This is a genomic window from Pseudomonas sp. Marseille-Q8238, from assembly GCF_965111915.1.
Genome location: NZ_CBCOPI010000001.1, coordinates 648,759 through 675,630, shown reverse-complemented (window position 1 = coordinate 675,630; position 26,872 = coordinate 648,759). Strand labels below are relative to the sequence as shown.

Annotated in this window: 32 protein-coding genes and 4 tRNA genes; all 36 read right to left on the bottom strand. The window is 57.2% G+C overall.

The annotated features are described in order from the left end of the window. Complete coding sequence (gene rpsE / locus ACWPW0_RS02990) at positions 1 to 528, bottom strand: 30S ribosomal protein S5 (protein ID WP_447588872.1); 528 nt, start codon at positions 526 to 528, stop codon at positions 1 to 3. Positions 529 to 531: 3 nt separating this feature from the next. After that, positions 532 to 882, bottom strand: coding sequence for a 50S ribosomal protein L18 (gene rplR / locus ACWPW0_RS02985; protein WP_447588870.1), 351 nt, complete (start codon positions 880 to 882; stop codon positions 532 to 534). Between the two features lie 10 nt (positions 883 to 892). Then, entirely contained in the window at positions 893 to 1,426 is a 534-nt protein-coding gene (gene rplF, locus ACWPW0_RS02980; protein ID WP_447588868.1) for a 50S ribosomal protein L6, read from the bottom strand. Positions 1,427 to 1,438: 12 nt separating this feature from the next. Beyond that, on the bottom strand, positions 1,439 to 1,831 hold the full coding sequence (gene rpsH, locus ACWPW0_RS02975; protein WP_437884582.1) for a 30S ribosomal protein S8: 393 nt from the start codon (positions 1,829 to 1,831) through the stop codon (positions 1,439 to 1,441). Between the two features lie 181 nt (positions 1,832 to 2,012). Further along, positions 2,013 to 2,318 carry a 30S ribosomal protein S14 gene (rpsN, locus tag ACWPW0_RS02970; RefSeq protein WP_447588866.1) on the bottom strand — a complete coding sequence of 102 codons (306 nt, stop codon included), beginning with the start codon at positions 2,316 to 2,318 and terminating at the stop codon, positions 2,013 to 2,015. Between the two features lie 13 nt (positions 2,319 to 2,331). Beyond that, positions 2,332 to 2,871 carry a 50S ribosomal protein L5 gene (rplE, locus tag ACWPW0_RS02965; RefSeq protein WP_447588864.1) on the bottom strand — a complete coding sequence of 180 codons (540 nt, stop codon included), beginning with the start codon at positions 2,869 to 2,871 and terminating at the stop codon, positions 2,332 to 2,334. A 19-nt stretch (positions 2,872 to 2,890) separates the two neighbouring features. Then, entirely contained in the window at positions 2,891 to 3,205 is a 315-nt protein-coding gene (gene rplX, locus ACWPW0_RS02960) for a 50S ribosomal protein L24 (RefSeq protein ID WP_447588862.1), read from the bottom strand. Positions 3,206 to 3,216: 11 nt separating this feature from the next. Continuing rightward, positions 3,217 to 3,585: a 50S ribosomal protein L14 gene (gene rplN / locus ACWPW0_RS02955; RefSeq protein WP_003289207.1), complete on the bottom strand. Its 369-nt coding sequence runs from the start codon at positions 3,583 to 3,585 to the stop codon at positions 3,217 to 3,219. 22 nt (positions 3,586 to 3,607) lie between these two features. After that, a complete protein-coding gene (rpsQ, locus tag ACWPW0_RS02950) occupies positions 3,608 to 3,874 on the bottom strand; it encodes a 30S ribosomal protein S17 (protein WP_447588860.1) in 267 nt (88 codons plus the stop codon). Between the two features lie 2 nt (positions 3,875 to 3,876). Beyond that, positions 3,877 to 4,068, bottom strand: a complete 192-nt coding sequence (rpmC, locus tag ACWPW0_RS02945; RefSeq protein ID WP_016490538.1) for a 50S ribosomal protein L29 — start codon at positions 4,066 to 4,068, stop codon at positions 3,877 to 3,879. Beyond that, on the bottom strand, positions 4,068 to 4,481 hold the full coding sequence (gene rplP, locus ACWPW0_RS02940; RefSeq protein ID WP_160082936.1) for a 50S ribosomal protein L16: 414 nt from the start codon (positions 4,479 to 4,481) through the stop codon (positions 4,068 to 4,070). The genes rpmC and rplP overlap by 1 nt, the downstream gene beginning before the upstream one ends. Before the next feature lie 12 nt (positions 4,482 to 4,493). Then, a complete protein-coding gene (rpsC, locus tag ACWPW0_RS02935) occupies positions 4,494 to 5,180 on the bottom strand; it encodes a 30S ribosomal protein S3 (RefSeq protein WP_160082938.1) in 687 nt (228 codons plus the stop codon). 13 nt (positions 5,181 to 5,193) lie between these two features. Next, a complete protein-coding gene (gene rplV, locus ACWPW0_RS02930; RefSeq protein ID WP_002555485.1) occupies positions 5,194 to 5,526 on the bottom strand; it encodes a 50S ribosomal protein L22 in 333 nt (110 codons plus the stop codon). A 13-nt stretch (positions 5,527 to 5,539) separates the two neighbouring features. Then, positions 5,540 to 5,815, bottom strand: coding sequence for a 30S ribosomal protein S19 (gene rpsS / locus ACWPW0_RS02925; protein ID WP_010486981.1), 276 nt, complete (start codon positions 5,813 to 5,815; stop codon positions 5,540 to 5,542). A 16-nt stretch (positions 5,816 to 5,831) separates the two neighbouring features. Further along, positions 5,832 to 6,656 carry a 50S ribosomal protein L2 gene (gene rplB, locus ACWPW0_RS02920; RefSeq protein ID WP_447588855.1) on the bottom strand — a complete coding sequence of 275 codons (825 nt, stop codon included), beginning with the start codon at positions 6,654 to 6,656 and terminating at the stop codon, positions 5,832 to 5,834. Positions 6,657 to 6,670: 14 nt separating this feature from the next. Further along, entirely contained in the window at positions 6,671 to 6,970 is a 300-nt protein-coding gene (gene rplW / locus ACWPW0_RS02915) for a 50S ribosomal protein L23 (protein WP_447588853.1), read from the bottom strand. Further along, positions 6,967 to 7,569, bottom strand: coding sequence for a 50S ribosomal protein L4 (rplD, locus tag ACWPW0_RS02910; RefSeq protein WP_447588851.1), 603 nt, complete (start codon positions 7,567 to 7,569; stop codon positions 6,967 to 6,969). Before rplD ends, rplW begins: the two co-directional genes overlap by 4 nt. 14 nt (positions 7,570 to 7,583) lie before the next feature. Continuing rightward, a complete protein-coding gene (gene rplC, locus ACWPW0_RS02905; RefSeq protein ID WP_447588849.1) occupies positions 7,584 to 8,219 on the bottom strand; it encodes a 50S ribosomal protein L3 in 636 nt (211 codons plus the stop codon). 83 nt (positions 8,220 to 8,302) lie between these two features. Beyond that, positions 8,303 to 8,614, bottom strand: a complete 312-nt coding sequence (gene rpsJ, locus ACWPW0_RS02900; protein WP_003186070.1) for a 30S ribosomal protein S10 — start codon at positions 8,612 to 8,614, stop codon at positions 8,303 to 8,305. A gap of 152 nt (positions 8,615 to 8,766) precedes the next feature. After that, positions 8,767 to 9,960 carry an elongation factor Tu gene (gene tuf, locus ACWPW0_RS02895; RefSeq protein WP_447588830.1) on the bottom strand — a complete coding sequence of 398 codons (1,194 nt, stop codon included), beginning with the start codon at positions 9,958 to 9,960 and terminating at the stop codon, positions 8,767 to 8,769. A 30-nt stretch (positions 9,961 to 9,990) separates the two neighbouring features. Next, positions 9,991 to 12,093: an elongation factor G gene (gene fusA, locus ACWPW0_RS02890; protein ID WP_447588846.1), complete on the bottom strand. Its 2,103-nt coding sequence runs from the start codon at positions 12,091 to 12,093 to the stop codon at positions 9,991 to 9,993. A 30-nt stretch (positions 12,094 to 12,123) separates the two neighbouring features. After that, entirely contained in the window at positions 12,124 to 12,594 is a 471-nt protein-coding gene (gene rpsG, locus ACWPW0_RS02885; RefSeq protein WP_003246741.1) for a 30S ribosomal protein S7, read from the bottom strand. Positions 12,595 to 12,698: 104 nt separating this feature from the next. Beyond that, complete coding sequence (rpsL, locus tag ACWPW0_RS02880; protein WP_021217014.1) at positions 12,699 to 13,070, bottom strand: 30S ribosomal protein S12; 372 nt, start codon at positions 13,068 to 13,070, stop codon at positions 12,699 to 12,701. A gap of 156 nt (positions 13,071 to 13,226) precedes the next feature. Next, positions 13,227 to 17,423 (bottom strand): DNA-directed RNA polymerase subunit beta', encoded by a 4,197-nt coding sequence (gene rpoC / locus ACWPW0_RS02875; protein ID WP_454254382.1) that lies wholly within the window; start codon positions 17,421 to 17,423, stop codon positions 13,227 to 13,229. A 65-nt stretch (positions 17,424 to 17,488) separates the two neighbouring features. Further along, positions 17,489 to 21,562, bottom strand: coding sequence for a DNA-directed RNA polymerase subunit beta (rpoB, locus tag ACWPW0_RS02870; RefSeq protein ID WP_447588840.1), 4,074 nt, complete (start codon positions 21,560 to 21,562; stop codon positions 17,489 to 17,491). A 218-nt stretch (positions 21,563 to 21,780) separates the two neighbouring features. After that, the gene (gene rplL, locus ACWPW0_RS02865) at positions 21,781 to 22,146 is read right to left on the bottom strand and encodes a 50S ribosomal protein L7/L12 (protein ID WP_447588839.1); all 366 of its coding nucleotides are present in this window, start codon (positions 22,144 to 22,146) and stop codon (positions 21,781 to 21,783) included. Between the two features lie 79 nt (positions 22,147 to 22,225). Beyond that, positions 22,226 to 22,726: a 50S ribosomal protein L10 gene (rplJ, locus tag ACWPW0_RS02860; protein ID WP_192331643.1), complete on the bottom strand. Its 501-nt coding sequence runs from the start codon at positions 22,724 to 22,726 to the stop codon at positions 22,226 to 22,228. 212 nt (positions 22,727 to 22,938) lie between these two features. After that, a complete protein-coding gene (gene rplA, locus ACWPW0_RS02855; RefSeq protein ID WP_447588837.1) occupies positions 22,939 to 23,634 on the bottom strand; it encodes a 50S ribosomal protein L1 in 696 nt (231 codons plus the stop codon). Next, on the bottom strand, positions 23,634 to 24,065 hold the full coding sequence (gene rplK, locus ACWPW0_RS02850) for a 50S ribosomal protein L11 (RefSeq protein WP_447588835.1): 432 nt from the start codon (positions 24,063 to 24,065) through the stop codon (positions 23,634 to 23,636). The genes rplA and rplK overlap by 1 nt, the downstream gene beginning before the upstream one ends. Before the next feature lie 117 nt (positions 24,066 to 24,182). Beyond that, a complete protein-coding gene (nusG, locus tag ACWPW0_RS02845) occupies positions 24,183 to 24,716 on the bottom strand; it encodes a transcription termination/antitermination protein NusG (RefSeq protein WP_447588833.1) in 534 nt (177 codons plus the stop codon). Between the two features lie 9 nt (positions 24,717 to 24,725). Next, complete coding sequence (secE, locus tag ACWPW0_RS02840; RefSeq protein ID WP_447588832.1) at positions 24,726 to 25,094, bottom strand: preprotein translocase subunit SecE; 369 nt, start codon at positions 25,092 to 25,094, stop codon at positions 24,726 to 24,728. A 50-nt stretch (positions 25,095 to 25,144) separates the two neighbouring features. Beyond that, positions 25,145 to 25,220 (bottom strand) — tRNA-Trp (locus ACWPW0_RS02835). A 53-nt stretch (positions 25,221 to 25,273) separates the two neighbouring features. Next, entirely contained in the window at positions 25,274 to 26,467 is a 1,194-nt protein-coding gene (gene tuf / locus ACWPW0_RS02830) for an elongation factor Tu (RefSeq protein ID WP_447588830.1), read from the bottom strand. 85 nt (positions 26,468 to 26,552) lie between these two features. Further along, positions 26,553 to 26,628 (bottom strand) — tRNA-Thr (locus ACWPW0_RS02825). 26 nt (positions 26,629 to 26,654) lie between these two features. Then, a tRNA-Gly gene (locus ACWPW0_RS02820) sits at positions 26,655 to 26,728 on the bottom strand. Between the two features lie 24 nt (positions 26,729 to 26,752). After that, positions 26,753 to 26,837, bottom strand: a tRNA-Tyr gene (locus tag ACWPW0_RS02815). Between the last annotated feature and the right edge of the window lie 35 nt (positions 26,838 to 26,872).

Below are 26,872 nucleotides of genomic sequence, written 5' to 3'. Positions count from 1 at the left end.
TCAGATGATCTCCTCAACACTCTTGCCGCGCTTGGCAGCAATCGACTCAGGAGACTGCATGGCTTTCAAGCCTTTGAATGTGGCATGAACCACGTTCACCGGGTTGGTAGAGCCATAGCACTTGGCCAGAACGTTCTGCACACCAGCCACTTCCAGCACGGCACGCATGGCGCCGCCGGCGATGATACCGGTACCTTCCGAAGCCGGCTGCATGAAGATGCGCGAGGCACCGTGCACGGCTTTCATCGGGTACTGCAGAGTAGTGCCGTTCAGGTCGACCTGAATCATGTTACGACGCGCAGCTTCCATCGCTTTCTGAATGGCAGCAGGTACTTCGCGCGACTTGCCACGACCGAAGCCAACACGACCCTTACCATCACCTACCACGGTCAACGCGGTGAAGGTGAAGATACGGCCGCCTTTGACGGTCTTGGCAACGCGGTTAACCTGAACCAGCTTCTCGATGTAGCCTTCGTCGCGGCTGTCGTCGCGATTATCGCGATCGCGTCTTTGCTCGTGATTTGCCATAACTTAGAACTCCAGCCCGCCTTCACGAGCAGCATCAGCCAGCGCTTTCACACGGCCGTGGTACTTGAAGCCAGAACGATCGAACGCAACCTGGGTAACGCCAGCGGCTTTCGCACGCTCGGCAACCAGTTGGCCTACCTTTTTGGCCGCGTCAACGTTGCCGGAGGCACCATCACGCAGTTCTTTGTCCAAGGTCGAGGCACTTGCCAGAACCTTGCCGCCGTCGGCCGAAATGACCTGGGCGTAGATGTGCTGGGAAGAGCGATACACACACAGGCGTACGGTTTCCAGCTCGCGCATTTTCAGGCGTGCCTTGCGAGCGCGACGCAGACGAGTTTCTTTCTTTACGCTCATTTGCTATGCCCTACTTCTTCTTAGCTTCTTTACGACGGACGACTTCGTCAGCGTAACGCACACCCTTGCCTTTATAAGGCTCTGGCGGACGGAAGTCGCGGATCTCAGCAGCCACCTGACCAACCAGTTGTTTGTCGATGCCCTTGATCAGGATATCGGTCTGGCTAGGGGTTTCAGCAGTGATGCCTTGCGGCAGTTCGTAATCCACCGGATGCGAGAAGCCAAGAGCAAGGTTCAGCACCTGACCTTTGGCCTGGGCTTTGTAACCCACGCCGACCAGTTGCAGCTTGCGCTCGAAGCCCTGGCTTACGCCAATGACCATATTGTTGACCAGCGCACGGGTGGTACCGGCCATGGCACGATTCTGCTGATCACCGTTACGGGCAGCAAAACGCAGTTCACCAGCTTCCTGGGTCACTTCCACGGAGGCGTGTACGTTCAGTTCGAGAGCGCCCTTGGCACCCTTGACCGAGAGCTGCTGACCAGCGAGTTTGACCTCGACACCTGCCGGCAGCTTTACGGGGTTCTTAGCAACGCGAGACATGCTTATCCCCCCTTAGAACACAGTGCAAAGCACTTCGCCGCCGACACCGGCAGCGCGCGCAGCGCGATCCGTCATCACACCTTTGTTGGTGGAGACGATGGATACACCGAGACCGCCACGAACTTTCGGCAGTTGCTCGACGGGCTTGTACTGACGCAGACCAGGACGGCTGACGCGCTTCACTTCCTCGATGACCGGACGGCCTTCGAAGTACTTCAGCTCGATGGACAGCTGCGGCTTGGCGTCGCTGCTGATCTGATAACCCGCAATATAACCTTCGTCTTTCAGAACTTTGGCTACAGCCACCTTCAGCTTGGAAGACGGCATGCTTACGACGGACTTTTCAGCCATCTGGGCATTACGGATACGAGTTAGCATGTCCGCTAACGGGTCCTGCATACTCATGGGCTAGATGCTCCTAAACAAAAAGAACAGCCTCTCGGCTGGAACCATCCCAGAACCGGCAAAAAGAATGCCTGGCTCGGGAGAGCCGGACATTCTAGAGACCGATCAAAAATGAATCAAGCCCCAAAGGGGCTTGATTCAAAGAAAGACAAAGCCGGCACTAGGCCGGCTTTGTTGTTTCTTACCAGCTGGCCTTGACCAGACCCGGTACATCACCGCGCATTGCTGCTTCACGCAGCTTGTTACGGCCGAGGCCGAACTTGCGGTAAACACCGTGCGGACGGCCAGTGATGCGGCAACGGTTACGCAGGCGGCTGGCGCTCGCGTCACGCGGTTGCTTTTGCAGGGCTACCTGGGCTTCCCAACGCTGCTCCCCAGTGGAGTTAGGGTTGGCGATGACAGCCTTCAGCTCGGCACGCTTCTTGGCGTACTTGGCGACCGTTTGCTGACGCTTCAGCTCACGGTTTTTCATGCTCATTTTAGCCATGTTCCAACTCCAATCAGTTGCGGAACGGGAATTTGAAAGCACGCAGCAGAGCGCGACCTTCATCATCCGTACGGGCAGTAGTAGTCAGGGTGATATCCAGACCACGCAGCGCATCGATCTTGTCGTAATCGATTTCCGGGAAAATGATCTGCTCTTTGACGCCCATGCTGTAGTTGCCACGACCATCGAAGGACTTGGCATTCAGGCCGCGGAAGTCACGCACGCGCGGCAGGGAGATCGCGAGCAGGCGATCCAGGAATTCGTACATACGATCGCCACGCAGTGTCACCTTGACACCGATCGGCCAACCTTCACGCACCTTGAAGCCAGCAACAGATTTGCGGGCGAAAGTAACGACAGGCTTTTGACCGGTGATTTTTTCCAGGTCGGCAACAGCGTGCTCGATGACCTTCTTGTCACCGATCGCTTCACCAAGACCCATGTTCAGGGTGATCTTGGTAACACGCGGAACTTCCATCACGTTGCCCAGCGTCAGTTCTTCCTTCAGCTTGGGAGCGATTTCTTTCCGGTAAATCTCTTTCAGTCGTGCCATGGTGTTCTACCTATGATTCTCAAGCGCCAACCGGCTTCTGGGTGGACTTGAAGACACGAATTTTTTTGCCGTCTTCGACCTTGAAGCCAACGCGGTCAGCCTTGTTGGTTTCGCCGTTGAAGATGGCGACGTTAGAGACGTGCAGAGGCGCCTCTTTCTCGACGATACCGCCTTGAACGCCCGACATCGGGTTCGGCTTGGTATGACGCTTGACCAGGTTGATCCCACCAACGACCAGACGGTCGTCAGCGAGTACCTTCAGCACCTTACCGCGCTTACCTTTGTCCTTGCCGGCGATCACGATGATCTCGTCGTCACGACGAATCTTTTGCATGTCGGATCTCCTTAGAGCACTTCAGGGGCGAGCGAGACGATCTTCATGAACTTCTCAGAACGAAGCTCGCGAGTCACCGGGCCAAAGATACGGGTACCGATCGGCTCTTGCTTGTTGTTCAGCAGAACAGCAGCGTTACCGTCGAAGCGAATGATCGAGCCGTCAGGGCGACGCACGCCGTGACGAGTGCGGACTACGACAGCAGTCATCACTTGGCCTTTCTTCACCTTACCGCGCGGAATTGCTTCCTTGACGGTGACCTTGATGATGTCGCCAATACCGGCATAACGACGGTGCGAACCACCAAGAACCTTGATGCACATAACGCGACGAGCGCCGCTGTTATCAGCGACGTCGAGCATGGATTGAGTCTGAATCATATATTTCTCCGACCCCTAGTCCTTAGACTTCCACGGCACGTTCGACGACTTCGACCAGTGCCCAAGTTTTGGTCTTGGCCAGCGGACGGGTCTCACGGATAGTGACCTTGTCGCCGATCTTGCACTGGTTGGTTTCGTCGTGGGCGTGCAGCTTGGTCGAACGCTTCACGTATTTACCGTAGATCGGGTGCTTAACGCGACGCTCGATAAGAACGGTAATGGTCTTGTCCATCTTGTCGCTGACGACGCGGCCAGTCAGCGTGCGGACGGTTTTCTCAGCTTCAGCCATGATTACTTACCTGCCTGCTGGTTGAGCACAGTCTTCACGCGAGCAATGTCGCGCTTCACTTGCGAGAGCAGGTGAGACTGCCCCAACTGACCAGTAGCTTTCTGCATACGCAGATTGAACTGGTCGCGCAGCAGACCGAGCAGTTGCTCGTTCAGCTGCTGAACCGATTTTTCACGAAGTTCATTCGCTTTCATCACATCACCGTCCGCTTAACAAAGGAGGTGGCGAGGGGCAGCTTTGCAGCAGCCAGGGCGAATGCCTCACGCGCCAGCTCTTCTGGAACACCTTCGATCTCGTACAGCACCTTGCCCGGCTGGATCTGTGCTACCCAGTACTCGACGCCACCCTTACCTTTACCCATACGAACTTCGAGGGGCTTTTTGGTAACTGGCTTGTCCGGGAATACACGGATCCAGATTTTACCGCCACGCTTAACGTGACGAGTCAGGGCACGACGGGCCGATTCGATCTGACGAGCAGTCAGGCGACCACGTGCAACAGCTTTCAGGGCGAATTCGCCGAAGCTGACTTTGCTACCGCGCTGAGCCAGACCACGGTTGTGGCCAGTCATCTGCTTGCGGAATTTTGTACGCTTTGGTTGCAGCATTTTGCGTACTCCTTACTTGGCAGCTTTTTTACGAGGAGCAGGTGCTTGAGGTTTCAGCTCTTCTTTGAGGCCACCGATGACCTCGCCTTTGAAGATCCAAACCTTTACACCGATCACACCGTAAGTGGTGTGAGCTTCGTAAGTGGCGTAATCGATATCGGCACGCAGGGTGTGCAGCGGCACACGACCTTCGCGATACCATTCGGTACGGGCGATTTCTGCACCGCCAAGACGACCGCTCACCTGGATCTTGATGCCCTTGGCACCAATACGCATGGCGTTTTGTACGGCACGTTTCATGGCGCGGCGGAACATCACACGACGCTCCAGCTGCTGAGCAACGCTCTGCGCTACCAACAGACCGTCGAGCTCCGGCTTGCGGATCTCTTCGATGTTGATGTGCACCGGCACACCCATTTGCTTGGTCAGGTCCTGACGCAGCTTCTCAACATCTTCACCTTTCTTGCCGATCACGATGCCGGGACGAGCGGTGTGGATGGTGATGCGTGCAGTCTGAGCCGGACGAGCGATGTCGATACGGCTTACGGACGCGCTTTTTAGTTTGTCTTGGAGGTACTCACGAACCTTCAGGTCGGCAAACAGGTAATCAGCGTATTGACGCTTGTCTGCGTACCAAACGGAGGTGTGCTCCTTGACGATTCCCAGGCGAATGCCAGTGGGATGTACTTTCTGACCCATCTGATCGACTCCGTTACTTGTCCGCAACCTTGACAGTGATATGGCAAGACCGCTTGACGATGCGATCAGCGCGGCCTTTGGCACGCGGCATGATGCGCTTCAGCGAACGCCCTTCGTTGACGAAAACAGTGCTGACCTTCAGGTCATCAACGTCTGCGCCTTCGTTGTGCTCGGCGTTGGCTACAGCCGACTCCAGCACTTTTTTCAGGATCTCGGCGGCTTTCTTACTGCTGAAAGCCAACAGGTTGAGCGCTTCGCCCACCTTCTTCCCGCGGATCTGGTCGGCGACCAAGCGGGCTTTCTGGGCGGAGATTCGAGCGCCCGACAACTTAGCGGCTACTTCCATCTTTCCTTACCCCTTAACGCTTGGCTTTCTTGTCCGCCACGTGCCCACGATAAGTGCGGGTACCAGCGAACTCGCCGAGTTTGTGGCCGACCATGTCTTCGTTCACGAGGACCGGGACATGTTGACGACCGTTATGCACAGCAATGGTCAGACCGACCATTTGCGGCAGGATCATGGAGCGACGCGACCAGGTTTTAACCGGCTTGCGATCGTTCTTTTCCACCGCCACTTCGATCTTCTTCAGTAGGTGAAGATCGATAAAAGGACCTTTTTTCAGAGAACGCGGCACTGTCGTATCCCTCTAGTTACTTGCGACGACGGACGATCATGTTGTCGGTGCGTTTGTTACCACGAGTCTTCGCGCCCTTAGTCGGGAAGCCCCATGGAGACACCGGATGACGGCCACCAGAGGTACGACCTTCACCACCACCGTGTGGGTGGTCTACCGGGTTCATCGCCACGCCGCGAACGGTCGGGCGAACACCGCGCCAGCGCTTGGCACCCGCTTTACCCAGCGAACGCAGGCTGTGCTCGGAGTTCGAGACTTCGCCCAGGGTCGCACGGCACTCAGCCAGTACTTTACGCATCTCGCCGGAGCGCAGACGCAGGGTGACGTAAGCGCCTTCACGAGCAACCAACTGAGCCGAAGCACCAGCCGAACGCGCGATCTGAGCACCTTTACCTGGTTTCAGCTCGATACCATGAACGGTCGAACCTACCGGGATGTTGCGCAGCGACATGCTGTTACCAGCCTTGATCGGCGCAGCAGCACCAGCGACCAGTTGATCACCAGCGCTCACACCTTTCGGCGCGATGATGTAACGACGCTCGCCGTCTGCATATTTCAGCAGCGCGATGTGCGCGGTACGGTTCGGGTCATATTCGATACGCTCGACAGTGGCTGGGATGCCATCTTTGTCATTGCGACGAAAATCGACCAGACGGTAATGCTGCTTGTGACCACCACCGATATGACGAGTAGTGATACGACCGTTGTTGTTACGGCCGCCAGTCTTCGACTTCTTCTCGAGCAGCGGAGCATAAGGAGCGCCTTTGTGCAGCTCCTGATTGACCACCTTGACCACGAAACGGCGGCCAGCGGAAGTCGGTTTGCATTTAACGATTGCCATGATGCACCCCTACCTTACTCAGCACTGCTGGCGAAATCGATATCCTGGCCCGGCTGAAGAGCGATGTACGCCTTCTTCCAGTCGTTACGCTTGCCCAGACCGCGAGCGGTGCGCTTGCTTTTACCGAGAACGTTCACGGTATTAACAGCAGCCACTTTCACGTTGAACAGGCTTTCGACGGCCTTCTTGATTTCCAGCTTGGTTGCATCAGTGGCAACCTTGAAAACGAATTGGCTCTTGCCGTCCGCCAGCACAGTGGCTTTCTCGGAGACATGCGGGCCAACCAGCACTTTGAATACGCGTTCCTGGTTCATCCCAGCAGCTCCTCGAATTTCTTCACGGCGGACACGGTGATCAACACCTTGTCGTAGGCGATCAGGCTGACCGGATCCGAACCTTGAACGTCACGTACGTCGACGTGCGGCAGGTTGCGCGCAGCCAGGTACAGGTTCTGATCAACAGCGTCGGACACGATCAGAACGTCGTTCAGACCCAGGCCATTCAGCTTGTTCAGGAGAACCTTGGTTTTCGGTGCATCAACAGCGAAGTCTTCAACGACAACCAGACGATCAGCACGAACCAGCTCGGAGAGAATCGAGCGCAGAGCGGCGCGATACATCTTCTTATTGAGCTTCTGATCATGGTTCTGCGGACGCGCAGCGAAAGTCACGCCACCGCCACGCCAGATCGGACCACGCGTGGTACCGGCACGAGCACGACCAGTACCTTTCTGACGCCACGGACGCTTACCGCCACCAGCCACGTCGGAACGGGTCTTCTGCTGCTTGCTACCCTGACGACCACCAGCCATGTAAGCGACAACGGCCTGGTGAACCAGGGTCTCGTTGTAATCGCTACCGAAGGTGACTTCGGAGACTTCGATCGCCTGAGCGTTATTTACATTCAATTGCATCTCAGCATCTCCCCTTAACCGCGAGCCTTGACAGCCGGACGCACAACCAGGTTGCCGCCAGTAGCGCCAGGAACAGCACCTTTGACGAGCAGCAGATTGCGTTCAACGTCGACGCGCACAACTTCCAGGGACTGCACGGTCACGCGCTCAGCGCCCAGGTGACCGGACATTTTCTTGCCCTTGAATACACGACCAGGAGTCTGGCACTGGCCAATGGAGCCCGGGACGCGGTGGGAGACGGAGTTGCCGTGGGTATTGTCTTGACCACGGAAGTTCCAGCGCTTGATGGTACCGGCAAAGCCTTTACCCTTGGATTCACCGGTGACATCCACCAGTTGACCAGCCTGGAACAACTCAGCAGTGATCTGATCGCCAGCCTGGTATTCGCCTTCTTCAAGACGGAATTCCCAGACACCACGACCAGCAGCGACTTTTGCCTTGGCAAAATGACCTGCTTGCGCCTTGGTCACGCGGGAAGCACGACGCTCACCAACGGTAACCTGCACAGCGCGATAGCCATCGCTCTCTTCATTTTTGAACTGAGTGACGCGATTCGGCTCGATCTCAATGACCGTGACCGGAATGGAGACACCTTCTTCGGTGAAAATGCGGGTCATGCCGCACTTACGCCCGACTACACCAATAGTCATGTTGTAAACCTCATGAGTGTACGGGGCTTTCACCCGCTATGGCCGCCCATTTCAGAGCGTTACACGACTAAAACCCCAAGGTTTTAGCCGAGGCTGATCTGCACTTCCACGCCAGCCGCAAGATCAAGCTTCATCAGCGCATCGACGGTTTTGTCGGTCGGCTGAACGATGTCCAGCACACGCTTATGAGTGCGAATCTCATACTGATCGCGCGCGTCTTTGTTGACGTGCGGAGAGACCAGTACAGTGAAACGCTCCTTGCGAGTAGGCAGAGGAATAGGACCACGCACCTGAGCACCAGTACGTTTCGCGGTTTCCACGATTTCCTGGGTAGATTGATCGATCAGGCGATGGTCAAAAGCCTTCAACCGAATACGGATTTGTTGGTTTTGCATTTTGACCTCAGACTCTAACTCTGCTATCCCCAACGGACGGACTACGCCCGTTAAAAGGAGGCGTGATTGTACGGATGCACCCCTAAGGTGTCAACGTCCGCACAGAAAACAGAAAAGGCCCCGAAGGGCCTTTTCTTTACCGCGATCTTCGATTACTCGACGATCTTGGCAACAACACCAGCACCAACGGTACGGCCGCCTTCGCGAATCGCGAAACGCAGACCATCTTCCATGGCGATCGGCTTGATCAGGGTGACAACCATTTTCACGTTGTCGCCCGGCATTACCATCTCAACGCCTTCTGGCAGTTCGCACGAACCAGTTACGTCAGTGGTACGGAAGTAGAACTGCGGACGGTAGCCCTTGAAGAACGGAGTGTGACGACCGCCTTCTTCTTTGGACAGGACGTACACTTCAGCTTCGAACTTGGTGTGCGGCTTGATGGTGCCCGGCTTGGCCAGAACCTGACCACGCTCGACGTCATCACGCTTGGTGCCGCGCAGCAGGACGCCGCAGTTCTCGCCAGCACGACCTTCGTCGAGCAGTTTGCGGAACATTTCAACGCCGGTGCAGGTGGTCTTGGTGGTGTCACGCAGACCAACGATTTCGATTTCTTCCTGGATCTTGACGATACCGCGCTCGACACGACCGGTAACTACAGTACCGCGGCCGGAGATCGAGAATACGTCTTCGATCGGCATCAGGAACGGACGGTCGATAGCACGAACCGGCTCAGGGATGTAGACATCCAGAGTCTCAACCAGCTTCTTGACGGCACTGGTGCCCAGCTCGTTGTCGTCCTGGCCGTTCAGAGCCATCAGCGCGGAACCGATGATGATCGGAGTGTCGTCGCCCGGGAAGTCGTAAGTGCTCAGCAGGTCACGAACTTCCATCTCGACCAGTTCCAGCAGCTCAGCGTCATCCACCATGTCAGCCTTGTTCAGGAAGACCACGATGTACGGAACACCTACCTGACGGGACAGCAGGATGTGCTCGCGAGTCTGCGGCATCGGGCCGTCAGCAGCGGAGCAAACCAGGATCGCGCCGTCCATCTGGGCAGCACCGGTGATCATGTTCTTCACATAGTCAGCGTGACCCGGGCAGTCAACGTGCGCGTAGTGACGTACGGACGAGTCGTACTCTACGTGCGCAGTGTTGATGGTGATGCCGCGCGCTTTTTCTTCAGGGGCGCTATCGATCTTGTCGAAGTCGACCTTGGCGCTACCGAATACTTCGGAGCACACGCGAGTCAGAGCAGCGGTCAGGGTAGTTTTACCGTGGTCAACGTGACCGATGGTGCCTACGTTGACGTGCGGTTTGTTACGTTCAAACTTTTCTTTAGCCACGACAGTGAACCTCTTGCCTAAAGGACTGAATCAGCCTTGTTTTTTAACGAGTGCTTCGACGATGTTCGACGGAGCTTCGGAGTATTTGGAAAATTCCATGGAGTAGCTCGCACGCCCTTGGGACATGGAGCGAACGTCGGTCGCATAACCGAACATCTCACCCAGCGGAACTTCGGCGCGGATGATCTTACCGGAAACCGAATCTTCCATGCCCTGAATCAGGCCACGACGACGGTTCAGGTCACCCATCACATCGCCCATGTAGTCTTCAGGAGTTACCACCTCGACCTTCATGATCGGCTCAAGCACCACGCCACCGCCCTTCTGGGCCAGTTGCTTGGTTGCCATGGAAGCAGCGATCTTGAACGCCATTTCGTTGGAGTCGACATCGTGGTAGGAACCATCGAACACGGTCGCCTTCAGGCCGATCAGCGGATAGCCGGCAACAACGCCGTTCTTCATCTGCTCTTCGACACCCTTCTGGATGGCCGGGATGTATTCCTTCGGAACCACACCACCAACGACTTCGTTGGTGAACACCAAGCCTTCCTGACCTTCGTCAGCCGGTGAGAAGCGAATCCAGCAGTGACCGAACTGACCGCGACCACCGGACTGGCGAACGAACTTGCCTTCGATTTCGCAGCTCTTGGTGATCTTTTCACGGTAAGAAACTTGCGGTTTACCGATGTTGGCCTCAACGTTGAACTCACGACGCATACGGTCAACGATGATGTCCAGGTGCAGCTCACCCATACCACCAATGATGGTCTGGCCGGTTTCTTCGTCGGTCTTGACGCGGAACGATGGATCTTCCTGAGCCAGACGACTCAGAGCGATACCCATTTTTTCCTGGTCAGCCTTGGTCTTCGGCTCAACGGCTACGTGAATAACCGGCTCCGGGAAGTCCATACGCTCGAGGACGATCTGCTTGTTCAGGTCGCACAGGGTGTCACCGGTAGTGACGTCCTTCATGCCGATCAGAGCAGCGATGTCGCCCGCACGTACTTCCTTGATCTCGTCACGCTGGTTAGCGTGCATCTGAACCATACGGCCCACACGCTCTTTCTTACCCTTGACCGAGTTGATCACGGAGTCGCCGGAAGCCAGCACACCGGAATAAACACGAACGAAGGTCAGCGTACCCACGAAAGGGTCGGTAGCGATTTTGAAGGCCAGAGCAGCGAAAGGCTCGTCATCGGAGCTGATACGCTGATCGTGAACTTCGTCGTCGTCCGGAGAAACACCCTTGATGGCCTCGACTTCGTCGGGAGCCGGCAGGTAGTCGATCACGGCGTCGAGAACCAGGGGAACACCCTTGTTCTTGAACGAAGTACCGCAAACGGCAGGAACGATTTCGTTAGCCAGGGTACGCAGACGCAGACCGAGCTTGATCTCTTCGACCGACAGCTCACCCTCTTCCAGGTACTTGTTCATCAGCTCTTCGTTGGCCTCGGCAGCAGCCTCAACCATGTTCGAGCGATATTCTTCGGCCTGATCGAGCAGCTCCGCAGGAATTTCTTCCTCGCGATAGGTCATGCCCTTGTCGTCGTCGTTCCAGTAGATCGCCTTCATCTTGACCAGATCGATCTGGCCAACGAAGTTCTCTTCTGCACCGATAGCCAGTTGAACTGGAACCGGAGTGTGACCCAGACGCTTTTTGATTTGCTCGACTACGCGCAGGAAGTTGGCACCTTGACGGTCCATCTTGTTCACGTAAACGACGCGCGGAACCTTGTACTTGTTGGCTTGACGCCAAACGGTTTCCGACTGCGGCTCAACGCCCGAAGTACCACAGAACACAACGACGGCACCGTCGAGTACGCGCAGCGAGCGCTCTACTTCGATGGTGAAGTCAACGTGACCGGGGGTATCGATGACGTTTACGCGGTAGTTGTCGAACTGACCACGGGAACCCTTCCAGAAAGTGGTGACAGCAGCAGAGGTAATGGTGATACCCCGCTCCTGCTCCTGCACCATCCAGTCGGTGGTCGCGGCGCCGTCATGCACCTCGCCCAGCTTGTGGTTGACACCCGTGTAAAACAGGATGCGCTCCGTAGTAGTGGTCTTACCGGCGTCCACGTGGGCGCAGATACCAATATTACGGTAGCGATTGATCGGTGTGGTACGAGCCATAAAGCCCTCGCGAATATAGAAGCGCTGAAATTAGAAGCGGTAGTGCGAGAAAGCCTTGTTGGCTTCTGCCATGCGATGCACGTCTTCGCGCTTCTTAACTGCGGCACCTTTGCCTTCAGCAGCATCCAGCAGCTCACCAGCCAGGCGCAGTGCCATGGATTTTTCGCCACGCTTGCGGGCGTAATCCACCAGCCAGCGCATGGCCAGAGCGTTACGACGGGACGGACGAACTTCGACCGGAACCTGGTAAGTCGCGCCGCCCACACGGCGGGACTTCACTTCGACCAGCGGAGCGATGGCGTCGAGAGCTTTCTCGAAGATCTCCAGGGGATCGCTGTTCTTGCGTGCTTTGACGGTATCCAGGGCACCGTAAACGATGCGCTCGGCTACGGCCTTTTTGCCGCTTTCCATCACGTGGTTCATGAATTTGGCGAGAATCTGCGACCCGTACTTCGGATCGTCGAGAATCTCACGCTTAGCTGCTACACGACGTCTTGGCATGATAAGCCCTCAAACGGTCTTCAGGTTAGCCCGGGACCATAACCATCTGGTTACGCCCGACCTTACTCTTATCGACTCAATAAATAGAAAAATCGCGGCACGAATTACTTCGGACGCTTGGTACCGTACTTCGAGCGACCCTGCTTACGGTCTTTAACGCCGGTGGTATCCAGCGAACCGCGAACAGTGTGGTAGCGCACACCCGGAAGGTCTTTTACACGACCGCCACGGATCAGCACGACGCTGTGCTCTTGCAGGTTGTGACCTTCACCACCGATGTAGGAAGTGACTTCAAAACCGTTGGTCAGACGAACACGGCACACTTTACGCAGTGCAGAGTTCGGTTTTTTCGGCGTAGTGGTATACACACGGGTGCACACGCCACGACGTTGCGGGCAGTTCTGCAGCGCAGGAACGTCGGATTTCTCGACGATACGCTTGCGCGGCTGACGTACCAGCTGGTTGATAGTTGCCATCTACTAGCTCCACTGTTGTCTTTCGACGCTATTTATTACAACAAAAGCAAAATGGCAGAGCACGACGCCCTGCCAAATTTAGGGGTGCATGAGTCTAAAGAGACTCACCTTCCCCGTCAAGGCAACCCCGGGCGATCACTCGCCCGGGACCTGCACTTAATTGCTGGAGTTCAACGCTTCGGTCAGTGCGGCTTCCACCTCACTGGCGCTGACACGTACCGGCTTGTCGACTTCACGGCGACGCTTGCGCTCACTGTGATAAGCCAGACCGGTACCGGCCGGGATCAGACGACCCACCACCACGTTCTCTTTCAGGCCACGCAGGTAATCACGCTTGCCGGTCACGGCCGCTTCGGTCAGAACTCGCGTGGTTTCCTGGAAGGAAGCCGCCGAGATGAACGATTCGGTAGACAGCGACGCCTTGGTGATACCCAGCAGCACGCGGTCGAACTTGGCGATGAACTTGTCATCACTGGCCAAACGCTCGTTCTCGCCCAGAACATGAGTCAGCTCCATCTGGTCGCCCTTGATGAAACTGGAATCACCGGATTCGGTGACCTCAACCTTACGCAGCATCTGACGCAGAATGGTCTCGATGTGCTTGTCGTTGATCTTCACGCCCTGCAGACGGTAAACGTCCTGGATTTCATTGACGATGTACTTGGCCAGCGCACTGACGCCCAGCAAACGCAGGATGTCATGCGGATCGCTCGGACCGTCGGAGATGACCTCACCCTTGTTGACCTGCTCACCTTCGAACACGTTCAGGTGGCGCCACTTCGGAATCAGCTCCTCGTAAGGATCGCTACCATCAGTCGGGGTGATAACCAGACGGCGCTTGCCTTTGGTTTCTTTACCGAACGCGATGGTGCCGCTGATCTCGGCCAGGATCGACGCCTCTTTCGGACGACGGGCTTCGAACAGGTCGGCAACACGCGGCAGACCACCGGTGATGTCGCGGGTCTTCGACGTTTCCTGCGGGATACGGGCGATAACATCACCGACACCGATCTGCGCACCATCCGCCACGCCGACCAGGGCGTTGGCAGGCAGGAAGTACTGAGCCGGCACGTCAGTACCTGGCAGCAGCAGCTCCTTGCCACTCGCGTCGACCATCTTGATGGCCGGACGAATTTCCTTGCCAGCAGCCGGACGATCTTTCGGGTCCAGGACCTCGATGTTGGTCAGACCCGTCAGCTCGTCGGTCTGACGCTTGATGGTGATACCTTCCTCCATGCCGACGAAGGTCACGGTACCCTTCATTTCGGTCACGATCGGGTGGGTGTGCGGGTCCCACTTGGCGACGATGGCGCCAGCTTCGACCTTGTCACCTTCCTTCACGGAAATCACAGCACCGTACGGCAGCTTGTAGCGCTCACGCTCACGACCAAACTCGTCGGCCACAGCCAGCTCACCGGAACGCGAAACCGCGACCAGGTTGCCGTCGGCACGCTCGACATGCTTGAGGTTGTGCAGGCGGATCGCACCACCATTCTTCACCTGGACGCTGTCAGCGGCCGAGGTACGCGATGCCGCACCACCAATGTGGAACGTACGCATGGTCAGCTGGGTACCCGGCTCACCGATGGACTGAGCAGCGATAACGCCAACCGCCTCACCGATGTTGACCTGATGCCCGCGAGCCAGGTCGCGGCCATAGCACTTGGCGCAGATGCCGTAGCGGGTTTCGCAGCTGATCGGCGAACGCACGACGACTTCGTCGATGCTGGCACGCTCGATGAACTCAACCCACTGCTCGTCAACCAGCGTACCGGCTGGAACGATAACGTCGTCGGTGCCCGGCTTGAACACGTCCTTGGCGATCACTCGACCCAACACGCGCTCACCCAGCGGCTCGACCACGTCGCCACCCTCGATGTGCGGTGTCATCAGCAGACCGTGCTCGGTGCCGCAGTCGATCTCGGTCACTACCAGATCCTGCGCCACGTCGACCAGGCGACGAGTCAGGTAACCGGAGTTCGCGGTCTTCAGTGCGGTATCCGCCAGACCTTTACGCGCACCGTGCGTGGAGATGAAGTACTGCAGTACGTTCAGGCCCTCACGGAAGTTCGCGGTGATCGGCGTCTCGATGATGGAGCCGTCGGGCTTGGCCATCAGACCACGCATACCGGCCAACTGACGAATCTGGGCGGCGCTACCACGCGCACCGGAGTCAGCCATCATGTACATGGAGTTGAAGGACTCCTGGTCAACGGTCGCACCTTCGCGATCGACAACCTTCTCTTTCGAGAGGTTGGCCATCATCGCCTTGGACACTTCATCGTTGGCCTTGGACCAAAGGTCGATCACCTTGTTGTACTTCTCGCCCTGGGTTACCAGGCCGGAGGCGTACTGCGATTCGATCTCCTTCACTTCCTCGGTAGCGGCATCGATGATGCGCGCCTTCTCGTCCGGGATGACGAAGTCGTTCACGCCGATCGACACACCAGAGATGGTCGAGTAGGCGAAACCGGTGTACATCAGTTGGTCAGCGAAGATGACGGTGTCCTTCAGGCCTACAGTGCGGTAGCACTGGTTGATCAGCTTGGAGATCGCCTTCTTCTTCATCGGCTGGTTGACCACGTCATACGACAGGCCGGCCGGCACGATCTGGAACAGCAGCGCACGGCCGACAGTGGTGTCGACAATGCGGGTGTTCTTGGTGATGCTGCCATCACGGTCTTTGATGACTTCGTTGATACGCACTTTGACACGCGCATGCAACGAGGCCTCGCCACCGCGGAAGACCCGGTCGACTTCCTGCAGGTCGGCGAATACGCGACCTTCGCCTTTGGCGTTAACGGCATCACGGGTCATGTAATACAGACCCAGAACCACGTCCTGCGAAGGAACGATGATCGGCTCACCGTTGGCAGGCGACAGGATGTTGTTGGTCGACATCATCAGCGCACGCGCTTCGAGCTGGGCTTCCAGCGTCAGCGGTACGTGAACGGCCATCTGGTCACCGTCGAAGTCGGCGTTGTACGCGGCGCAGACCAGCGGGTGCAACTGGATCGCTTTACCTTCGATCAGTACCGGCTCGAACGCCTGGATACCCAGACGGTGCAGGGTCGGTGCGCGGTTGAGCAGTACGGGGTGTTCGCGGATGACTTCGGCGAGAACGTCCCAGACTTCTGGCAGTTCGCGCTCGACCATCTTCTTGGCGGCCTTGATGGTGGTCGCCATACCGCGCATTTCCAGCTTGCCGAAAATGAACGGTTTGAACAGCTCCAGAGCCATCTTCTTCGGCAGACCGCACTGGTGCAGGCGCAGGGTCGGGCCCACGGTAATAACGGAACGACCGGAGTAGTCCACGCGCTTACCAAGCAGGTTCTGACGGAAGCGACCTTGCTTACCTTTGATCATGTCGGCCAGCGATTTCAGCGGACGCTTGTTCGAGCCAGTGATGGCGCGACCGCGACGACCGTTGTCGAGCAGGGCGTCGACGGCTTCCTGCAGCATGCGCTTTTCGTTGCGCACGATAATGTCCGGCGCCGACAGATCGAGCAGGCGCTTCAGACGGTTGTTACGGTTGATCACGCGGCGATACAGATCGTTGAGATCCGAGGTCGCGAAGCGGCCACCATCCAGCGGAACCAGCGGACGCAGATCCGGCGGCAGAACCGGCAGAACGGTCAGGACCATCCACTCAGGATGGTTGCCGGAGTCCTTGAAGGCTTCCATCAGCTTCAGGCGCTTGGACAGCTTCTTGATCTTGGTTTCCGAGTTGGTCTGCGGAATTTCTTCACGCAGGCGGCCAATCTCGTGGTCCAGGTCAATGGCGTTGAGCAGCTCGCGAACAGCCTCGGCGCCCATACGCGCGTCGAAGTCGTCACCGAACTCTTCGAGGGCTTCGAAGTACTGCTCGTCGTTCAGCAGTTGCCCCTTCTCAAGGGTGGTCATGCCCGGATCGATCACCACGTAGCTCTCGAAATAGAGCACGCGCTCGATGTCACGCAGGGTCATGTCCAGCAGCAGGCCGATACGGCTCGGCAGGGACTTCAGGAACCAGATGTGGGCGACCGGCGAAGCCAGCTCGATGTGCGCCATGCGCTCACGACGAACCTTGGCCAACGCGACTTCAACGCCGCACTTCTCGCAGATCACACCACGGTGCTTCAGGCGCTTGTACTTACCGCACAGGCACTCGTAGTCCTTGACCGGGCCAAAGATCTTGGCGCAGAACAGGCCGTCACGCTCTGGCTTGAAGGTACGGTAGTTGATGGTTTCCGGCTTTTTCACTTCACCGAAAGACCAGGAACGAATCATCTCAGGCGAAGCCAGGCCGATACGGATCGCATCGAACTCTTCAACCTGACCCTGGTTTTTCAACAGATTCAGCAAGTCTTTCAAGGCCTTTCCTCCTCACGGACCAGCGGCGACCCGACCTTGGCCGGGTGCCACATAGGCGGTGCGTGTTATTCGGTTTCCAGTTCGATGTCGATACCGAGCGAGCGGATCTCTTTGATCAACACGTTGAAGGACTCCGGCATGCCGGGCTCCATACGGTGATCGCCGTCCACGATGTTCTTGTACATCTTGGTCCGGCCGTTCACGTCGTCCGACTTCACGGTCAGCATTTCCTGCAGGGTGTAGGCGGCGCCATAGGCTTCCAGCGCCCAGACCTCCATCTCCCCGAAACGCTGGCCACCGAACTGCGCCTTACCACCCAGCGGCTGCTGAGTAACCAGGCTGTAAGAACCGGTGGAACGCGCGTGCATCTTGTCGTCGACCAAGTGGTTCAGTTTGAGCATGTACATGTAGCCGACAGTAGTCGGGCGCTCAAACTGGTTGCCGGTACGGCCGTCGGTCAGGCGCATCTGGCCGCTTTCTGGCAGGTCCGCCAGCTTCAGCATGGCCTTGATTTCGCTTTCCTTGGCACCGTCGAACACCGGAGTGGCCATCGGCACACCGCCACGCAGGTTCTTCGCCAGATCGAGGATTTCCTGGTCGCCCAGCTCGTCCAGATTCTCCTGACGCCCGCCGATTTCGTTGTAGATTTCGTGCAGGAACTTGCGCAGTTCGGCGACCTTGCGCTGCTCTTCGAGCATGCGGTTGATCTTCTCGCCCAGGCCTTTGGCTGCGAGGCCCAGGTGGGTTTCGAGGATCTGGCCGACGTTCATACGCGACGGTACGCCCAGCGGGTTGAGGACGATGTCGACCGGAGTGCCATTGGCATCGTGCGGCATGTCTTCGACCGGCATGATCACCGAGACCACACCCTTGTTACCGTGACGACCGGCCATCTTGTCGCCCGGCTGGATGCGGCGCTTGATGGCCAAGTAGACCTTGACGATCTTCAGTACGCCCGGCGCCAGGTCATCACCTTGCTGCAGCTTGCGCTTCTTGTCTTCGAACTTGTCGTCGAGCAGCTGGCGGCGGTCGGAAATGTAGGCCTGGGCCTTTTCCAATTGCTCGTTCAGCGCGTCGTCAGCCATGCGCAGCTTGAACCACTGACCGCGCTCGAGGCCGTCGAGGTACTCGTCGGTGATCTCGGCGCCTTTCTTCAGGCCCGCACCACCTTCAGCCTTGGCGCCGACCAGGGCGGCACGCAGACGCTCGAAGGTTGCACCTTCGACGATGCGGAACTCTTCGTTGAGGTCCTTGCGGATCTCGTCGAGTTGCATCTTCTCGATCGACAGAGCGCGGGAGTCACGCTCGACACCATCACGGGTGAAGACCTGGACGTCGATGACGGTACCCTTGGTACCAGTCGGCACGCGCAGGGAGGTGTCTTTAACGTCGCTGGCCTTCTCACCGAAGATAGCGCGCAGCAGTTTCTCTTCCGGCGTCAGTTGGGTCTCGCCCTTCGGGGTGACCTTACCAACCAGGATGTCGCCAGCGCCGACTTCAGCACCCACATAAACGATACCGGCTTCGTCCAGCTTGTTCAGCGCAGCCTCACCCACGTTCGGGATGTCTGCGGTGATTTCCTCTGGGCCAAGCTTGGTGTCACGGGCAACGCAGGTCAGCTCCTGGATGTGGATCGTGGTGAAACGATCTTCCTGGACAACGCGCTCGGACAGACAGATGGAGTCTTCGAAGTTGAAGCCGTTCCACGGCATGAACGCCACGCGCATGTTCTGACCCAGCGCCAGCTCACCCATATCGGTGGACGGGCCGTCGGCCAGGATGTCGCTGCGCGAAACCTTGTCACCCTTGCTCACCAGCGGGCGCTGGTTGATGCAGGTGTTCTGGTTCGAGCGGGTGTATTTGGTCAGGTTGTAGATATCGACACCGGCTTCACCGGTTTCGACTTCATCGTTGTTCACCCGGACCACGATACGGCTGGCGTCGACGGAGTCGATCACGCCACCACGACGAGCCACGACGCAAACGCCGGAGTCACGGGCAACGTTGCGCTCCATGCCGGTACCGACCAGCGGCTTGTCAGCACGCAGTGTCGGTACAGCCTGACGCTGCATGTTGGAACCCATGAGTGCACGGTTGGCATCGTCGTGCTCGAGGAACGGGATCAGCGAGGCAGCGACGGAAACGACCTGCTTCGGCGACACGTCCATCAGCGTGACGTCTTCCGGCGCCTTGACGGTGAACTCGTTCAGGTGACGCACGGCAACCAGTTCATCGACCAGAATGCCTTTGTCGTTCATGGTCGCCGAAGCCTGGGCGATCACGTGATCGGCCTCTTCAATGGCGGACAGGAAGACGATTTCGTCGGTCACCAGACCAGCCTTCACCACACGGTACGGGCTCTCAAGGAAACCGTATTGGTTGGTGCGCGCATAGGCAGCCAGGGAGTTGATCAGACCGATGTTCGGACCTTCTGGCGTCTCGATCGGGCACACACGGCCGTAGTGGGTCGGGTGTACGTCACGGACTTCGAAGCCAGCACGCTCACGGGTCAGACCACCTGGGCCGAGTGCGGAGACACGGCGCTTGTGGGTGATCTCGGACAGCGGGTTGTTCTGGTCCATGAACTGCGAGAGCTGGCTGGAACCGAAGAACTCTTTAACGGCAGCCGCAACCGGCTTGGCGTTGATCAGGTCTTGCGGCATCAGGCCTTCGCTTTCGGCCATCGACAGACGTTCCTTGACCGCACGCTCGACGCGCACCAGGCCAACACGGAATTGGTTCTCGGCCATCTCGCCGACGCAACGGACGCGACGGTTACCCAGGTGGTCGATGTCATCGACGATGCCTTTGCCGTTACGGATGTCGACCAGGGTCTTGAGCACGTCGACGATGTCTTCTTTGCTCAGTACACCGGAACCTTCGATCTCGGTACGACCGATACGACGGTTGAACTTCATCCGGCCTACGGCCGACAGGTCATAACGCTCGGCGCTGAAGAACAGGTTGTTGAACAGCGTCTCGGCGGCATCCTTGGTTGGCGGCTCGCCAGGACGCATCATGCGATAGATCTCGACCAGCGCTTCCAGCTGATTGCTGGTGGAGTCGATCTTCAGCGTGTCGGAGATGAACGGACCGCAATCGATGTCGTTGGTGTACAGGGTCTCGATACGGACGACCTGGGCCTTGACGATTTTCGCCAGCAGCTCGGTGGTCAGCTCGGTGTTGCACTCGGCAACGATCTCACCGGTAGCCGGATGCACAATGGCCTTGGCAGTGGTGCGGCCCAGCACATAGTCGAGCGGGACTTCCAGCTCTTTGATACCGGCCTTGTCGATCTGGTTGATGTGGCGCGCGGTAATACGACGGCCCTGCTCAACGATGACCTTGCCTTTCTCGTCCAGGATGTCGAACGCGGCGATTTCACCACGCAGGCGCTGCGGCACCAGCTCCAGGTTGAGGGACTCGCCCTTCACGTGGAAGACGTTGGTGGCGTAGAAGGCGCTCAGCACTTCTTCCGTGCTGTAGCCCAGCGCGCGCAGCAGAACCGATGCCGGTAGCTTGCGGCGACGGTCGATACGCACGAAAACGGCGTCCTTCGGGTCGAACTCGAAGTCCAGCCAGGAGCCACGGTAAGGAATGATGCGCGCCGAGTACAGCAGCTTGCCCGAGCTGTGGGTCTTGCCGCGGTCGTGGTCGAAGAACACGCCCGGCGAGCGGTGCAACTGGGAAACGATGACACGCTCGGTACCGTTGATGATGAAGGTACCGTTCTCGGTCATCAGGGGGATTTCCCCCATGTAGACTTCTTGTTCCTTGATGTCCTTGATCGCTTTGTTCGACGACTCTTTGTCGAAAATGATCAGACGGACCTTGACCCGCAGCGGTACCGCGAACGTCACGCCACGCAGCACGCACTCTTTGACGTCGAATGCCGGCTCGCCCAGGCGATAGCCGACATACTCCAGAGCAGCATTGCCGGAATAGCTGATGATCGGGAACACAGACTTGAAGGCCGCATGCAGGCCGACGTCGCGGAACTGCTCCTTGCTTGCTCCCGCCTGCAGGAATTCGCGGTACGAATCCAACTGGATGGCCAGGAGATACGGCACATCCATCACGTCCGGCAACTTGCTAAAGTCCTTGCGGATACGTTTTTTCTCAGTGTATGAGTAAGCCATCAGCGTTCCCCAGCTTGGTCACCTGCTTGTTTGGCTGCACCCGACGGGAACAGCCAGAAAATCTTGCAAACCCTCGGTTTGCACCGCCCTCGAGCGGGATTTTCACGTTATCGACAGTCACCTGCGGCAACTGCCCATAACGGAAAAAGGCCGGTGGCAAAAGCCACCAGCCGACAGCCTGTTGCTTAACGCGCGGGCTGTAGACGCAAGGTCGTCGCTTACTTGAGCTCGACTTTGGCGCCAGCTTCTTCCAGCTTCTTCTTGGCGTCTTCGGCCGCTTCCTTGCTCAGAGCTTCGGCAACGACTTGAGGAGCGGTGTCAACTTTCTCTTTGGCTTCTTTCAGACCCAGACCGGTCAGTTCGCGAACAGCCTTGATCACGTTGACTTTCTTCTCGCCGGCTTCGACCAGAACAACGTTGAACTCGGTTTGCTCTTCGACAACAGCGGCGGCAGCAGCCGGGCCAGCAGCAGCGACAGCAGCGGTAACACCGAAGGTTTCTTCCATCGCTTTGATCAGCTCAACAACTTCCAGAACGGTTTTCTGGCCGATGGCTTCGATGATTTGCTCGTTAGTCAGAGACATGACTATAAATTCCTGTATTGGGGTGACAGCCTACGCAGCCATCAAATTAAACATGTGATTTGAAAGTGCTTTCGATGCCTTAGGCAGCGGCAGCTTCTTTCTGGTCGCGAACGGCCGCCAGAGTACGAGCCAGCTTGCTGGTGGCGCCTTGGATGACGCTCATCAGTCGTGCAATAGCTTCGTCGCGAGTTGGCAGCGAAGCCAACACGTCGATCTGGTTTGCTGCGAGGAACTTGCCCTCGAACGCAGCTGCCTTGATCTCGAACTTGTCGTTACCTTTAGCAAACTCTTTGAACAGACGAGCGGCAGCGCCCGGGTGCTCATTGGAGAAAGCGATCAAGGTAGGGCCAGTGAACGAGTCGTTGAGGACGCTGTATTCAGTGTCTGCAACGGCACGCTTGAGCAGGGTGTTACGCACAACGCGTACGTATACACCAGCTTCACGAGCCTCTTTACGGAGTCCGGTCATAGCGCCTACTGTCACACCACGGGCATCAGCCACAACAGCGGACAGGGCAGCTTTGGCAGCCTCGTTGACTTCAGCGACGATGGCCTTCTTGTCTTCGAGTTTAATTGCCACGGGTAAAACTCCTGCTTGTTACCGTTTCATCCAGCCAAGGCCGGATGTCGTTTTGGTGTCTGATTCGGTAAGGAACCGGGAGCACCATCTGCGTAGGCTTGTGGAGATTGCTCTCCTGGTTTAAGACTTGCGCCGCCTACGGTCTTGGATAGCCCCCGCCAGGCAGGGACCCCAATCTTTCACCCGGCAGATTGCTCCACCGGTCACATGTCTTACGCGTCGAGCGAAGCTTGGTCGATAACCAGACCTGGGCCCATGGTGGTGCTCAGGGTTACGCGCTTGACGTAGATGCCTTTCGAAGTGGACGGCTTCAGACGCTTGAGATCCGACAGCAGGGCTTCCACGTTCTGCTTCAGCTGGACAGCTTCGAAGCCGACCTTGCCAACGGAGGTGTGGATGATGCCGTTCTTGTCAGTACGGAAACGCACCTGACCAGCCTTGGCGTTCTTCACGGCAGTGGCCACGTCCGGAGTTACGGTACCGACTTTCGGGTTCGGCATCAGACCGCGCGGACCGAGAACCTGACCCAGCTGACCCACAACACGCATCGCATCCGGGGAGGCGATAACAACGTCATAGTTCAGGTCACCGGCTTTCATTTCGGCAGCCAGCTCATCCATACCAACTTTGTCAGCACCAGCGGCCAGAGCAGCTTCAACGCCAGGCCCCTGAGTGAATACTGCAACGCGAACGGTTTTACCGGTGCCGTTTGGCAGCACGGTAGCGCCACGCACGACCTGGTCGGATTTACGCGGATCAACACCCAGGTTGATGGCGATATCGAACGACTCGGTGAACTTGACGGCAGACAGCTCGGCCAACAACTTGGCGGCATCTTCAAAACCGTATTGCTTGCCGGCTTCGATTTTCTCGGCGATTGCCTTTTGACGCTTGGTCAGCTTAGCCATTACACACCCTCCACGTTGAGGCCCATGCTACGAGCGGAGCCGGCGATGGTACGCACGGCCGCCTCCAGGTCAGCTGCAGTCAGATCGGCCTGTTTGGTCTTGGCGATCTCTTCCAGCTGAGCACGGGTAACGGTGCCCACTTTGACAGTGTTCGGACGAGCGGAACCACTGGTCAGGCCCGCAGCCTTCTTCAGCAGAACAGCAGCCGGGGTGCTTTTTGTTTCAAAGGTGAAGCTGCGATCACTGTAAACAGTGATGATCACAGGAGTCGGCAGACCTGGCTCTTGGCCTTGGGTCTTGGCGTTGAACGCCTTGCAGAATTCCATGATGTTCACGCCATGCTGACCCAGAGCCGGGCCTACGGGTGGCGATGGGTTGGCCTGACCGGCCTTAACTTGCAGCTTGATATAAGCCGTGATTTTCTTAGCCATGAGCTACTCCAGTTACGGGTTCGAACGCCAAATGGCTCCCCGGTTAATAACGCCTTTATCCCAGTGACGACAAAACCCCGCAGCTAACCGCTGCGGGGTACGGGATGCATTGTTCAGCTAGACCTTCTCGACTTGACTGAACTCCAGCTCCACCGGTGTGGAGCGACCGAAAATAAGCACGGCCACATGGATCCGGCTCTTCTCGTAGTTAACTTCCTCAACAACACCATTGAAGTCCGCAAACGGACCATCAACAACGCGAACGGTTTCACCCGGCTCGAACAACGTCTTCGGCTTGGGCTTGTCGCCGCTATCGGCAACACGACGCAGAATCGCATCAGCTTCTTTTTCGGTAATCGGAGCCGGCTTATCGGCAGTACCACCGATAAAGCCCATTACGCGAGGCGTGTTCTTGATCAAGTGCCAAGTCGCCTCGGTCATCTCCATCTGAACCAGCACATAGCCCGGAAAGAATTTGCGCTCACTTTTGCGCTTTTGGCCATTCCGCATCTCGACTACTTCTTCAGTAGGGACCAGAATTTCGCCAAAATCATCTTCCATGCCAGCCAGCTTGACACGCTCGACCAACGAGCGCATGACATGCTTCTCGTAACCCGAGTAAGCATGCACAACGTACCAACGCTTAGCCACGGGACACCCTTAACCGACAATCAACGAAACAAGCCAACCCAGGAGGGAGTCAAGCCCCCAAAGAACCAACGCCATGACCAACACTACCGCTACAACGATCAGCGTGGTTTGCGTGGTTTCCTGACGACTTGGCCATACAACCTTGCGAATCTCAGTACGCGCTTCTTTAGCCAGAACAGAGAAAGAACGACCTTTCCCAGTCTGCAGCGCAATGAAACCCGCCAACACAGCAAGCACCAGCAATGCCAGCACACGATACAGGAGCGGCTCAGCCGAGTAATACTGATTGCCGACCACACCAACTACAACCAGAGCGACAACAACGAGCCACTTTAGCGAGTCAAAGCGTGAGTCTTTAGCTTCAGCCTTGGCATTCATGAGAAGAACCCTGTAATCAAAGAAATGCCAGATCCACATCTTTAGGAATCTGGCAGGCCAGGAGGGAATCGAACCCCCAACCTGCGGTTTTGGAGACCGCCGCTCTGCCAATTGAGCTACTGGCCTAAACTGAAGTCAGGCCGACCATTATGCCGGCCTAACTGGATCAGATCAACCGATTACTCGACGATCTTGGCAACAACACCAGCACCAACGGTACGACCGCCTTCGCGAATCGCGAAACGCAGACCATCTTCCATGGCGATCGGCTTGATCAGGGTGACAACCATTTTCACGTTGTCGCCCGGCATTACCATCTCAACGCCTTCTGGCAGTTCGCACGAACCAGTTACGTCAGTGGTACGGAAGTAGAACTGCGGACGGTAGCCCTTGAAGAACGGAGTGTGACGACCGCCTTCTTCTTTGGACAGGACGTACACTTCAGCTTCGAACTTGGTGTGCGGCTTGATGGTGCCCGGCTTGGCCAGAACCTGACCACGCTCGACGTCATCACGCTTGGTACCGCGCAGCAGGACGCCGCAGTTCTCGCCAGCACGACCTTCGTCGAGCAGTTTGCGGAACATTTCAACGCCGGTGCAGGTGGTCTTGGTGGTGTCACGCAGACCAACGATTTCGATTTCTTCCTGGATCTTGACGATACCGCGCTCTACGCGACCGGTAACTACAGTACCGCGGCCGGAGATCGAGAATACGTCTTCGATCGGCATCAGGAACGGACGGTCGATAGCACGAACCGGCTCAGGGATGTAGACATCCAGAGTCTCAACCAGCTTCTTGACGGCACTGGTGCCCAGCTCGTTGTCGTCCTGGCCGTTCAGAGCCATCAGCGCGGAACCGATGATGATCGGAGTGTCGTCGCCCGGGAAGTCGTAGGTGCTCAGCAGGTCACGAACTTCCATCTCGACCAGTTCCAGCAGCTCGGCGTCATCCACCATGTCGGCCTTGTTCAGGAAGACCACGATGTACGGAACACCTACCTGACGGGACAGCAGGATGTGCTCGCGAGTCTGCGGCATCGGGCCGTCAGCGGCGGAGCAAACCAGGATCGCGCCATCCATCTGGGCAGCACCGGTGATCATGTTCTTCACATAGTCAGCGTGACCCGGGCAGTCAACGTGCGCGTAGTGACGTACGGACGAGTCGTACTCTACGTGCGCAGTGTTGATGGTGATGCCGCGCGCTTTTTCTTCAGGGGCGCTATCGATCTTGTCGAAGTCGACCTTGGCGCTACCGAATACTTCGGAGCACACGCGAGTCAGAGCAGCGGTCAGGGTAGTTTTACCGTGGTCAACGTGACCGATGGTGCCTACGTTGACGTGCGGTTTGTTACGTTCAAACTTTTCCTTAGCCATCTTGACCGTCTCCCATCAATGAATTGAGCGAGTCACGCCGCCATTAAAACAAAGGCAGATATCTGCATATCTGCCTTTGTTGAAGTGGAGCTCATGAGCGGATTTGAACCGCTGACCTCACCCTTACCAAGGGTGTGCTCTACCAGCTGAGCTACATGAGCGTTACACAATGCAGGAACAACAAACATGGAGCGGGTAGCGGGAATCGAACCCGCATCATCAGCTTGGAAGGCTGAGGTTCTACCACTGAACTATACCCGCGGAGCTTGTGGCTCACGCTAAATCTGGTGGAGGGAGAAGGATTCGAACCTTCGAAGTCGATGACGTCAGATTTACAGTCTGATCCCTTTGGCCGCTCGGGAATCCCTCCATAAGGAGGCGGCATTCTCATTATCTGCCACCCTA